7 protein-coding genes are annotated in these 13486 nt (G+C 38.7%); all 7 read left to right on the top strand.

Features of this window, described 5'->3' with window-relative positions:
- On the top strand, positions 1 to 702 hold a 702-nt coding region (locus GQR46_RS07770; protein WP_165740623.1), incomplete at its 5' end, for an IclR family transcriptional regulator C-terminal domain-containing protein.
- 251 nt (positions 703 to 953) lie between these two features.
- A complete protein-coding gene (locus tag GQR46_RS07775; protein WP_165740624.1) occupies positions 954 to 3725 on the top strand; it encodes a TonB-dependent receptor in 2772 nt (923 codons plus the stop codon).
- Positions 3726 to 3798: 73 nt separating this feature from the next.
- Positions 3799 to 5352, top strand: coding sequence for a tryptophan halogenase family protein (locus GQR46_RS07780; protein ID WP_165740625.1), 1554 nt, complete (start codon positions 3799 to 3801; stop codon positions 5350 to 5352).
- Between the two features lie 23 nt (positions 5353 to 5375).
- Positions 5376 to 6098 (top strand): SapC family protein, encoded by a 723-nt coding sequence (locus tag GQR46_RS07785; RefSeq protein ID WP_165740626.1) that lies wholly within the window; start codon positions 5376 to 5378, stop codon positions 6096 to 6098.
- 221 nt (positions 6099 to 6319) lie between these two features.
- Positions 6320 to 6799: a hypothetical protein gene (locus GQR46_RS07790; RefSeq protein ID WP_206009501.1), complete on the top strand. Its 480-nt coding sequence runs from the start codon at positions 6320 to 6322 to the stop codon at positions 6797 to 6799.
- A gap of 27 nt (positions 6800 to 6826) precedes the next feature.
- Positions 6827 to 7420, top strand: coding sequence for a DUF1287 domain-containing protein (locus GQR46_RS07795; protein ID WP_165740628.1), 594 nt, complete (start codon positions 6827 to 6829; stop codon positions 7418 to 7420).
- Between the two features lie 64 nt (positions 7421 to 7484).
- Positions 7485 to 13409 (top strand): alpha-2-macroglobulin, encoded by a 5925-nt coding sequence (locus tag GQR46_RS07800; RefSeq protein ID WP_165740629.1) that lies wholly within the window; start codon positions 7485 to 7487, stop codon positions 13407 to 13409.
- Positions 13410 to 13486 lie beyond the last annotated feature (77 nt).

Consider the following 13486-nt stretch of genomic DNA (forward strand, 5'->3'; position numbering starts at 1 on the left):
TTTTTAGCAAAAAATAAAAGGCCTTGTACACAAAGTGAGATAGCGGCTGGTATTTTAAAAACACCTAACGAAGTCTATAGAGTACTTGTTGGGCTTGAAAAGCGCGGTTATCTAATTCGCTCTGAAACCTCTGGTCGATATCATTTGTCATTAAAGTTGTATAATTTATCGCGAAGTATTTCACCAATGGATAATGTACTAAAATCGGCCTTGCCACATATGGAAGATCTAGCTGTAAATATTGAACAGTCATGTCATCTAAGTATGCTTTATCAAAGCCAAGCTATGGTGGTAGTGCAAGCGCGTAGCAAAAGCCCTATGCATTTGAGTATTGCAGAGGGGGCTTTATTTCCACTTAGTAGCTCAAGCGCGGGTAAACTGCTTTTAGCCAACAGTAATGACGAAGTGCGGCAAATGCTTATCGAACACGATGAAATTTACAGTGCTAGTAAAGACGCCTATAAAGCATTATTAAATGAGCTAAACACAATCAAAGTGCAAGGGCACATAATGCAAAGCAATCCACTTATCGCCGGAGTACACGATTTTAGTGTCTTAATTGGCAAGCCTAATGCAAATTTAATAGCTGCATTGACCATTTCTTCTTTTGACTCAACCCTAAACACTCACGCTAATAAACACAGTGTAATTAGCGAGCTTAAAAATACCGCCAAAAAAATAACCTCGTTATTAGAGCGCTAATACCAACTGGCGCTTTTGTAGGAAGCAACCCGCTCAACAATCATGCATAAGTCTCAGTACTTTACTGCTTGCTTACAATATCGAATAAAAAACCAACGCTAACTGTAAAATAAATGGTCAATTTGTTTGACTTAGTTAGCTAAACTAATTTATTGTAAAGTTAATTGTTAACAATATTATGGTAACAATAAGCATCCCGTAAATAATCCGTCAACGATTACACGTAATAAACACAATATTTAGGTGCAAAAATGACTAACACACAATTTAAATTAAATGCGATTTGCGCAGCAATGCTGATAACTTCTCCTGTAAGTTATGCCGCACAGGAAAACGAGACAACTGTACAAAGTGATGTTGAAGTTATCCAAGTAACTGGTATTAGAAGCGCATTAAGTAAATCTGCGTCAATAAAACAAGACTCATCGGGCGTGGTAGATGCTATTTCAGCTGAAGATATTGGTAAGTTACCAGATACTAACCTAGCTGAATCGCTGCAACGTATTAGTGGTGTATCAATCGACCGTGCAAACAATGAAGGCAACCAAGTTAGTGTCCGTGGTTTTGGTCCAGGTTTTAACCTTGTTACCTTAAATGGCCGCCAAATGCCTAACTCTTCTGTATTGCAAGAAGCGGGGGTTTCGCGCAGCTTTAACTTTAGAGAAATAGCAGCAGAAAGTGTATCGGGTGTGTCTGTTTATAAAACAGGTAAAGCGAATGTAGCCTCTGGAGGGATTGGCGCAACCATTAATATAAATACAGCAAAGCCGTTTGATTTTGATGGCTTTAAAGCCTTTGCTAATGCAAAAGGAATATTAGATACCAGCTCTGAAGATTCTAATTTAACACCTGAAATTTCGGGAATGGTTAGCCAAACATTTGCAGACGATACATTTGGTGTTTTACTTGCGCTGTCGCATTCAGAGCGAGAAAGTGGCCGAGAGCGCGTAGGCACATCGCAAGGCTGGGTACGTAATCGCGCTAACCCCACAGGAGTAGATAGCAGTGCAATTGATACAACAGCTAATCCAACGGGTACTTATTGGGTACCTTGGACGCCAGAAATGGAGCGATTTGAAACTAAGCGCGAGCGTCAAAATGCGCAGCTGGTTTTACAGTATGCTCCAAGTGATAACTTAACGGCTACGCTTGATTACACTTTATCGCGCTTTGAAGAAACTAGTAACACAAATAAAATGGCATTTTGGTTCGATAATCCAACCGGTACAACTGATGCCAACGGTACGTTAGTTGATATTAAAAATGCAAATGATGAGTTGAATTTTTGGGCGTGGGAACTCTACGAAAAAAAAGAAAATGATTCACTAGGCCTTAACTTAGCGTGGCAAGCCAGCGATTCATTGAAACTTACGTTTGACGCTCATAACTCTACATCGCACTCAAACCCTGATGGAGATACTGCCGAAACGATTGCTAACTTAAAAAATGTACCGGGTTCTGTTAAATCAATTGGTGCTAACTTTTCGGGTGATATTCCGAGTATTACTGTCGATGACTCTACATTGCCAGGCGGTGCATACGATCCTGCTAATATCGTATCTGATTTATATCAGCGCCGTGGCTATGAAATGAAAAATACCATTAAGCAGTATCATGCAAGTGGACAATGGGAGAATTTGAAGAGTGGGGCACTCAGCGCTATTAATTTTGGTGTAATGTATACCGATTACCAAATTGATACTTATCTTTCTGAGCAGTTTTCATTTGTCGATATTCCCCTAGACAACCTAGGGCTAACCTTTGATGAACAAGGTGACTTTGCTGATGAGTTTTCAGGTTCGGATCAGCTATTTCCATTTATTCCACGTTACAGTGCCAACGATTTTGTAGATATTGTCAGAGATGAAGGATTATTTATTGAGCCAAATATTTCTACAAATGGGGTTGAGGAGCAAACGCTCGCGATATATGTATCATTTGATCTTAAAACCGAATTTAACGATATTCCAATTGATATGAATGTCGGTGTGCGCTACGAAGACACCGATGTAACAGGTTATTCAGTCAAGCCTGGGGTTGTTGCTTTTAACTATCGTCATGCTGAAGAACTTCGCCCTGTATTTGCTGCAACAGCAACACCGCAGGAGCTTGAAGGTGGTTATACACGTATATTACCAAACTTTGATATAAGCGCCGACTTAGATGACGGCTTTAAAACTCGTTTTTCATATAGTCGTACATTAGCCCGTGCAGGTATTGGTGGTATGTTCCCATCAACTACCATTAATGCCCGTCCTGAAGGACCGTTTAATGCATCGCAAGGTAACCCTAACTTATTGCCAATTACGTCAGATAACTTTGATTTTTCAGTTGAGTGGTATGGAGACGACGGAAGCTATGCATCGGTTGGTTACTTTAAAAAGTTTGTTGAAAACTTCATTGGTGCAGGCGTAGTGCAAGGTACGCTAAATGATGTAAATGGCGAGCCGTTACGCGATCCAAGTGTTAACCCCCGCCCTGGTTGTCCTGATAGTTCAGATACACCTAACCCAGCATGTTTAAGCCAAGCGTCAGACCCGATTGTTAAATTTGATATTGCAACGCCAGATAATCTTCAAAATCGTGAAGTAGATGGTTGGGAATTAAATGCGCAGTACATGGTGCCTGATACAGGCTTTGGCGTCGTTGCTAATTATACGATAGTTAATAGCGATGAATCGTTTAAACCGTATGATTTTGACCAAACAATTGCACTAGCAGGACTAAGCGACTCAGGTAATTTGGTCGGCTTTTACGAAAACGATGATTACCAAGTTCGTTTAGCCTATAACTGGCGCGATGATTTCTTACTGTCTTTGGGAACTGAGCCTACATTTACAGAGGCGTACGGTCAGCTAGATTTTAGTTTTAATTACACCATTAACGACACCTTGGGTGTTAGCTTTGATGCACTTAATTTAACTAATGAAACAACACGCCGCCATGGTCGTTTTGCAGAGCAATTAGTATCTGCTGAGCAATATGGTCCGCGCTTTAGCATTGGCTTAAGTGCTAAATGGTAAGTTAGTTTTTGACAAATAATACAAAACGACAGCTCAGCGCTGTCGTTTTTGCCTTTTAACTAACGAGGTTGCTATGAACGATGATATTAAATCAATAGTAATAGTCGGCGGTGGAACAGCAGGATGGCTAAGTGCAGGAATAATTGCAGCTTATTTACAAAAGCATCACAGTAAAAAAATAAATATAACGCTGTTAGAGTCATCTGATATTCCAACAGTGGGAGTAGGTGAGGGGACGTGGCCTACTATGCGAAGAACCCTTAAAGATATGGGAATACGTGAGAGTGAGTTTATTAAAAAATGTAATGTGTCGTTTAAACAAGGCGCCAAGTTTGCCAAATGGATTACAGGTGAAGAAGACGACTATTACTATCACCCGCTTGAACTACCAACAGGGATGTATGAACATAACTTAGCTACTAGTTGGCTAACTAAAAACGAGCCAAAACTTCCTTTTGCCCAGTATGTAAGTGCGCAGCAATCAATATGCGAAAGCGGATTAGCTCCCAAACAAATCACCACACCCGAATTTAGTGCAATAGCAAATTATGCTTATCACTTGGATGCAGGCTTATTCGCTACATTCTTAAAAAACCACTGCATTAATAATCTTAATGTTAAACACATTGTAGGCACTGTCGTCGGTGTAAACAATTGCACAAATGGCGATATTAAAAGCGTTAGCCTTAATAATAAAATAGAGATAGCTGGGGATCTATTTATTGATTGCAGTGGCTTTAAATCGTTATTACTAGGTGAGAACTTAGGGGTGGGGTTTAAATCTTGTAAAGATGTATTATTTGCTGATAGTGCGCTTGCCATACACATGCCATACAAAGATGACGAACCAATATGCTCGCATACTTTATCTACAGCACAAACATCTGGCTGGATTTGGGATATAGGGTTACAAACACGCCGTGGAGTAGGGCATGTGTACTCTAGTAAACACATTAGTGATGAAGATGCTAAGCAGCAATTATTTGATTACTTAAATATTAATAAAGATCAGCAAAGCGAATACAAAGTTAAAAAGCTTAGTTTCGAACCAGGACATCGTGAAAAATTTTGGCATAAAAACTGTGTCGCAGTAGGCCTCTCAGCTGGTTTTTTGGAGCCACTGGAAGCCTCTGCTTTATTACTGGTAGAAATATCAGCCAATTTTGTTGCCCAGCAATTTCCGGCCAATAGGCATGTAATGAATATAACTGCGCAGCGTTTTAACCGCACATTTAGTTATCGATGGGAGCGAATAATCGACTTTTTAAAGTTGCATTATATGTTGAGTAAACGAACCGACAGCCCATTTTGGCAAGCGCACTGTCATCAAAGTACTATTCCACAAAGCTTAAAAGATAACTTATCACTTTGGGAATTTCATACACCAAGCGATAACCACTTTGATCATTCACAAGAAGTGTTTCCAGCAGCAAGCTATCAATATGTGATGTATGGCATGGGGTTTACAGGCTCAAGCGAACTGTATGGCAACTCAGAAAGTTATTTTAAAAAGGCCATTGCGCTTGTTAATAACAACCAGCAAGTCACCCAAAAATTACTTAATAAATTACCTACAAATAAAGAATTATTAGTGCAAATTAATCAATTTGGTATGCAGCAAATATAGTTAAAACATAAGAGCGACACACTATGACAAACTCAGTATTACTCGATAAAAATACACATAAGTACACTCGCATTAAAACTGAGCGAGGTGCACAGTACGGTGAGGCAATAAACTACATTCCGGTTGTTGCCGATGAGCTTTCTCAACTTGCATTAGACTACCCAGTCTATTTTATGAAAAATAATCAGACTGGGCAATTTGAGCTGTTTGCTTTAACCGGTTTTGATGAGGGACAAAATCTATTTTTACAAAAGGATATCTGGCAAGCTACTTACGTGCCATTACACATTCAGCGACAACCATTTAAGCTAGGCGTAGGTAATAGGCTTTCAAATAATAGTGAGCAAACCCAGTTAGCCGTTACAATTAACGAGCAGCACCCAAGAGTAAGTAATAGCGAAGGGGTACAATTATTTGATGAAAATTCAGAGCCAACTGCTTATCTAACTAATGTGAGTGAGCAGCTAATTAAGCTTATGAACGGCGGCGAACGCACAACCGCGTTTATCAATACCTTACTAAAACACGATTTAATTGAAGCAGTGCAGCTAAACATCACTCAACCAAATGGCAAAACACAAGGCTACAATGGCTTGTATTCTATTGCCGCAGATACACTACAACTACTATCTGCAGAAACACTAAACGTTCTGCACTCAAAGGGTTACATACAAGCTTGTCATCTAATTATATGTTCGAGCGGACATGTTCAAAAATTAGTAAAATGGTTACACGATTTAAAATAAGTTTTTTATTAATTAGCGTTACTTACACCCACTGATTGTTCGTGTGAATTAGTTAATGCTCATACCTATGAAATAAGGAATGAACTACAACTCGAGACTATTATGTGTTCACTTCTTAGGTTTTGGAGTTCGATTATTTGCCTTGGTTTTGGTATCATTTAACTTATCGGCTTGTATCGCAATGGGAAATGTCTAGCCAGTAAACATTGATGATTAAGAGAATGGACATGCTCGAACAAATAGAACAATGGATTGATGCAACAAATATTAAATATAAAAACCAAAGAATTAGCTGTGAAAAATTTGCCAGTGAGTTTGCTGGGTTTTATCCTACTGAATTTTTAAAAAATGCCTTTTACGTTGTTGTCGATAAAATACCCAAACCTAACTTTCCTTTTTTGCGTGAAATGGGGCTAGGCGATTTTATTGACATGGATGCGGCTGGTACTACATACAAAAACACTTACTACATGCTTCCTTACGTGGCTGATAATTTAGCTGTGCATTTTCATGAACTTGTTCACGTAGCCCAATGGAGTGAACTTGGCGCCGAGGCTTTTATGTTGCGTTACATAACCGAAATTCAGCAGGTTGGTTATGCAGCTGCGCCACTTGAAGTAATGGCGTATGGTCTTGATAAGCACTTTACAAATAATGGCAAGATAATAAACGTGCCTGAACACGTGGTTCAAGCGTTGTAGTTAATGAACATTTTCAAAGGATTGCATATGACACGCTTTACTGTTTTTTTACTGAGCTTACTTAGTGTAAATGCCTATGCGGCATCGTTTGATGACGATATTGTTGCAGCGCTGCTTGAAAGAACAACATACAACGTTACCTACGATGGGTCTTATCGCTCTATTACTTATCCGGGTGGCGATGTGCCCGCTAATGTAGGGGTGTGTACCGATGTAGTTATTCGATCATATCGACTTTTAGGTATTGATTTGCAAAAGCTTGTGCATGAGGACATGCTAAAAAGCTTTGAGCTATATCCCTCTAAGCGTATTTGGGGTTTAACCAAACCTGATAAAAATATAGATCACCGCCGAGTGCCAAACTTACAGGCTTACTTTAAAAATCATGGTCAAGTGCTCACTAAATCAAGTAACGCGAACGACTATAAAACGGGTGACATTGTAACGTGGATGCTGCCAGGTAATTTGCCGCATATTGGTATGGTTGTGAATGAGTTAGCAAAAGACACAGGGAATCCATTAATTGTTCATAATATTGGTCGAGGACCAGAAAAAAGCGACATGCTTTTCGATTTTAAAATTACGGGGCATTACCGTTTCGTCCCACAAGAATATAAATAATCAGATTATAAGTATGAGTTCTCTCAATTATTGATATGCAGTATAAAGAAAAAGGATTTTGAACGTGAATACAAAAACCGATTCAAAAGAGGCTAACCCAAAAGAGGTTAATCTTAAACAAAGTAAACTCGCTCCCAAAATAGCGAGCTTATTTATGAGTATTGTTTTTTCAGCCATAGGAACGGGTTTGTTTAGTTTGGTTGCAAGCTTACTTGGCAACGTAAATGTAACCGAAAAAACAGTTGGCAGTGTGTGGGTTTTACTGACCACATTTTTTGTTATTTTAAATATATTTGGTGTCATTATTTGGCATAAACCGAAATGGTTAATTACTGCTATAAATAATGTGCTTAGGTTTGCTAAAGAGCGCAAAACAGCATTTTTTAGCGCCGTGCTAATGCTTATATTAATTATAGCAGGCTATTGTTTTTTTCTTTCCTTACCACAGCCAATTAGTTACAAAGCAACTCACTCTACACCTGCTGTTACCACTTTATCTGATGTTTTAAACCCTGAACCGCTTTATATTGATTTTACTCCCGTTTTAGATGATGTAGAAAACACGGATGCAGTGTCTTACTCTGTCGCAAAGCTTGCGCTTGTTGGCAAAGTGATTCCCACAGGTATAAAAGTCACGCCTGAGCTAATTGGACAGTGGTCTTGGAATAGTGAAAGCCAGCTTAAATTTATCCCAAAACAAGATTGGTCAGCAGGGCAAGAATATAAGGTACGTTTTGATTCATCTATTTTTAAAAGTGATATACATCTAAGTGATAATGAGCATGTATTTAAAACTCCCGATTTTGAACTAACACTTAGCTCGCTCGCTTTTTATCAAGACCCTAACGTTAAAAAAAGTCACAAGGTGGTTGCAACATTAAAAGCGACTCACCCAACAGATATAAACACCATAAAAAATAATTTAAAGCTGACTCAATCACTTGAGCAAGATGGCAAGAACGAACTCGCACAATATAAATTTGATGTTACTTACGACAAGCATCAACGAGAGATTTACATTACTTCAGAGCAAATACGTATTCAAGATACCGAAAGCTATCTGTATTTTGTTATTAATAACGGTGTAAAGCCGGTTATGGGTCCTTCTCAAACAACAGTAGAGATCAAAGACGCTGTGTTGATCCCAAGTGTAAATAGCTTTTTTAGAGTAAATACGGCCAATGTGTTGATGGTAAAAAATACGCAAGGGGAACCCGAACAAACACTTGTTTTAGACTTCACAGATGATATTTCATCGCAAGATGTGGTTAGTAAAACGGTTGCTTACGTATTACCGACTAAAGATTCAAAAGGTAACTATAAGTACTTCAGTAGCCCACGAGAAGTTACTGATGCAGTGCTTAAGCAATCTCAAAAAGTTAAGTTAAATGCGATTCCTACCGCGCAAGATACAACTAAGTTACACAGTTTTACGTTTGACGCCCCTCAAAACCAGCAAGTTTATATCGCGATTGATAAGGGATTAAAGTCGACGGGTGAGTTTACGATGGTGAATAAATACGACACTATTTTAGATACGCCGGCTTATCCGACACAAGTAAATATTATGTCTAAAGGGTCTATATTATCAAAAAATGGCGACCATAAATTGTCATTTTTGACCCGCGGTGTAAACGCACTTCAAGTTAAAGTAGGTAGGGTAGAAGCCAATCAAATTAACCACCTTATAAGTCAAACCAGTGGTGATATTTCTAATCCAGAATTTAATAATTATTACTTTACAGAAGAAAACATAAGTTCAATTTTTACCAGACAAGTTAATTTAAAATCGGAGCACCCTAAAAAAGCGGTCTATTCATCTATTGATTTGAGTAGTAAGTATAATGAGTCAGTTGGTTTAGGCTTATTTTTTATAAATGCTCAAGCGTTAAATACAAAAGATAATTACGTATATGGACCCCAAGAAAAACGACTTATCCTTATTACTGATTTAGGTATTTTGGTAAAAAATAATGCAGATGGATCTCGCGATATATTTGTCCAATCTATTGAAACAGGAAAACCGGTAGCAAAAGCGAAGGTGTCGTTATTGGGTAAAAACGGATTAGTTATTTTAAATACTAAAACAGATTCTGAGGGGCACGCATTTTTCGACAACACAAAGTGGTTTACTGATGATCAAACTCCCGTTGCTTTTGTAGTAGAAACTAAAAGTGACATGTCTTTTATTCCTTATAATCGCTATGCCCGAATGGTTAACTACTCTCGGTTTGATACCGGCGGTGTAAGTTCTGGGCTCAGTGGTAGTAATAAAATAGATGCGTTTGTTTTTTCTGACCGTGGAATTTATCGACCAGGCGATAGCGTTAAACTTGCCACGATTGTGAAGCAACAAAACTTTACAAAACTGGGCGATATACCGCTTGAACTTATAATTACCGATCCTAAAGGGGCAACTGTTTATAATAAACGTGTGAGCTTGGATAAGTACGGATTGCTTGATTTTGACTTTAAAACACAAAATAGCGCCAACACTGGAACGTATTATGTATCGGTCCAGCTTATTAAAAATAATAATAGCCGCGACCAATTAGGCAGTACTGAGTTTAAAGTTGAAGAGTTTTTGCCCGATAGATTGAAAATCAGCAGTCAATTTTCTCAGTCATCTGCAAAGGGGTGGGTAAACAGCTCAAAATTTAAAGCATTGGTGAGCCTTCAAAACTTATTTGGTACACCTGCTCAAAATAGACGTGTTACTGCTGATTTACGTTTATCTCCAGCTGGTTTTTACTTTAATGAATACAAAGATTATGTGTTTTCTGATCCCCACAGTGAAGGGAAAAATATTAGACACAGTAATGAATCATTAACCGAAACCAAAACTGATGAACAAGGCAAGGCAGAGTTTGATATTGACTTAACCCGCTATGAGGCAGGTACTTATCAGTTAAATTTTGCAGTACAAGGGTATGAAGAAGGCGGTGGTAAAAGTGTTCGCGCAAGCAGCTCGGTGCTTGTTTCACCCGTTGAGCAATTAGTTGGTTATAAAGCCGATGGCGATTTAAGCTACATATCAAAAGAGTCAAAACGTGTTGTAAAATTTATTAATATTAATTCAGAAACTGAGCAAGTTGCGCGTGATGATTTATCGCTAAATTTAATAGAACAACAATATGTATCTACGTTGGTGCAACAAAATAACGGCACTTATAAGTACCAATCGGTTAGAAAAAACAAACAGGTATCAAGCAATCCGTTTTACATTAAAGAAGATGGCGCAGACTACGAATTACCCACTGCTGAGCCAGGTGATTACTTAGTAGAACTCGTTGATGGCAAAGGGAATACCGTCAGTAGAGTATCGTTTACGGTAACCGGTACGGGTAACATAGCGGGTAAGCTTGAAAAAAATGCTGAACTGCAAGTTCAATTAAATAAACCGGATTACAAACCGGGCGAAACAATTGAAATAAGTATTGTAGCGCCTTATGTTGGCTCGGGTTTAATTACAATTGAAACCAATAAAGTACACGCATTTAAATGGTTTGAGAGTAAAACAACAAGTAGCACACAAACAATAACGCTACCTAAAGGAATAGAAGGCAATGCGTATGTTAATGTTTCATTTGTTCGAAGCCTTGAATCGAAAGAAATATTTACAAGCCCATTAAGCTACGCAGTTAAACCATTTGCGATTGATCGTAGTAAACGCGCAATAGATTTTGACGTAAACATACCTGATAAAGTAAAACCAGGTGACGATTTAGTCATTTCATATAGTGCTAAATCACCGTCACGTGTTCTTTTATTTGCTGTAGATGAAGGTATTTTACAAGTGGCGAATTATCGGACGCCAAAGCCGTTAAATCACTTCTTACAAAAACGTGCATTAGAAGTTAGCACTATGCAAATTGTTGATCTTATTTTACCTGAATTTAAGCTAGTGCAAGAGCTTGCAGCTGCCGGTGGTGGTTATGCTGAATCAATGGCAATGAACCGCAAGAGCAAGCAACTTAACCCGTTTTCTCGTAAGGTACAAAAACCAGTCGCATTTTGGTCTGGTATTTTATCGGCTGATGCTAAAACGAAAAAACATACGTTCACTATTCCAGATACTTTTACAGGTCAGGTACGTGTAATTGCGATTGCCGTAAATGACGAGGGTGTTGGTGTTAAAGAAAGTACAACACTTGTAAAAGGGCCCTTTGTATTAAGCCCTAATGTATTAACGACAGCGGCACCAGGCGATGAGTTTGATATTGTACTTGGTATTGCCAATGGCGTTGAGGATTCAGGTAAACAACTCCCAATTACGGTAGAAGCGCTTGCTTCAAGCAACATTGAAATAATAAGTGATAAAAAACTAACGCTAAATATTGATGAAAAATCAGAAGACACATTAACGTTTAGAGTAAAAGTGCTCGATAAGCTTGGCGCTGCATCAATTACATTTACTGCGCTGTCGGGTGACAATGTTAGCCAACGTACGGCTACGTTAAGTGTACGCCCTGCGGTTGCATTTGTTAGTAGTTTTGAAAGTGGCTTTAGTGAATCAGGTAAAAAAGAAATAGCGGTTTCGAGACAGCTATATGCTAATTTAGCACAAAATAATATTACCGCTTCACAAAGCCCGTTAGCCCTTGTTGATGGTCTTATTAGTTATTTAGATAACTTTCCTCATATGTGTACCGAGCAAGTGGTGAGTAGTGTGTTTCCGGTGCTGAGTTATTTAGAACACCCAAGTTATATGGGCGACGTATCTTATAAACATGAGCGTATAAACAACTTAATAGACACCCTTCGTCAACGTCAGTTACCTGATGGTAGATTTATGTTATGGCCGGGTAATTCTAGTGCATCTATTTATTCTTCTCTTTATGTTATGCATTTTTTATTAGATGCAAAAGAAGCGGGCGTCGCAATACCTTATGATATGTGGAACAGTGGTTTTGAAGGTGTGCGCAGTATAGCGAGCGGATCTTTAGAGACGAATGACAGAAACCGCGCTTATGCTATTTATTTGCTAACACGACAAGGTGAGGTAACAACTAATTACTTATCTGATTTAGAAAAAAGCGTAAATGCGAGTAATAGCAAAATATGGCAGCAAGATATAACGTCCGCGTTTATGGGCGCAACTTATCAGCTATTACGTGCAAGCGATAAAGCGCAAGCACTGATCAATAGCTATAAAATTGGGCAAAATACGCAACACGATAATTGGGGCGCTTACGACTCTCGTCTAGCTCACGACGGACAGTATATTTATTTGTTATCAAAACATTTTCCTGCTCGCTTAAAGCAGTTAACTAAAGATGATTTGTTTACTGTAGTTGACCCTATTTTTAAAGGAGACTACAACACGTTGTCGTCTGCTTGGTCTGTACTTGCTATGACGGCATACTCAAAAGTTGCGTTATCACAAGCCCAGCCTGAAGATGTAAAAATAATGGCAACAACGACAAAGGCAGATAAAAAGGCATTAGACGTAACTTATGCACCTTATCCTAAAGCCTCGTTTTTAAATGACGTTAAAACGCTTGATGTATTAGCGCCACCTCGCTCATTTTACATGATGAGCCAAGCTGGTTTTGATACAAACGTGCCACAAAAGTCATTAAGTAATGGTTTAGAAGTTGTCAGAGAATACCAAGACGATAAAGGTAATATTGTAACCACCGCTGTTCAAGGTCAAGAGCTAAACGTTGTATTACGAGTGCGTAGTACAACGGGTAAAAATATTTCGGATGTTGCTGTTATTGATTTGCTACCTGGTGGCTTTGAAGTGCTCAGAGACAGCGTTCGCAATAGCTATAACCGCTGGACCTCTGACTATAAAGATATACGAGAGGATCGCGTTATATTGTATGGCAGCTTTGGCGATAGCATGACTGAGCTGACTTACAAAGTTAAGGCTACTGCATCTGGCAGCTTTGTAGTGCCATCGGCTTATGCTGAATCTATGTATGATTTAAGTATTAAAGCGCACTCAAAATCGGGTCGTTTTGATGTTACCGCCGCTAAATAAAAAGTTTAGTTTTATAATAAAAACGGCTTTTTTTACAACAGCACTGCTTGCAGTGCTGTTGTATTTATTTACTCCAA

Source organism: Pseudoalteromonas sp. Z1A6 (assembly GCF_011378745.1).
Taxonomy (GTDB): Bacteria; Pseudomonadota; Gammaproteobacteria; order Enterobacterales; family Alteromonadaceae; genus Pseudoalteromonas; species Pseudoalteromonas arctica.

Coding starts and splice junctions, on each gene's coding strand:
- GQR46_RS07775 (WP_165740624.1), top strand. CDS start 954: ATGACTAACACACAATTTAAATTAAATGCGATTTGCGCAGCAATGCTG.
- GQR46_RS07780 (WP_165740625.1), top strand. CDS start 3,799: ATGAACGATGATATTAAATCAATAGTAATAGTCGGCGGTGGAACAGCA.
- GQR46_RS07785 (WP_165740626.1), top strand. CDS start 5,376: ATGACAAACTCAGTATTACTCGATAAAAATACACATAAGTACACTCGC.
- GQR46_RS07790 (WP_206009501.1), top strand. CDS start 6,320: ATGGACATGCTCGAACAAATAGAACAATGGATTGATGCAACAAATATT.
- GQR46_RS07795 (WP_165740628.1), top strand. CDS start 6,827: ATGACACGCTTTACTGTTTTTTTACTGAGCTTACTTAGTGTAAATGCC.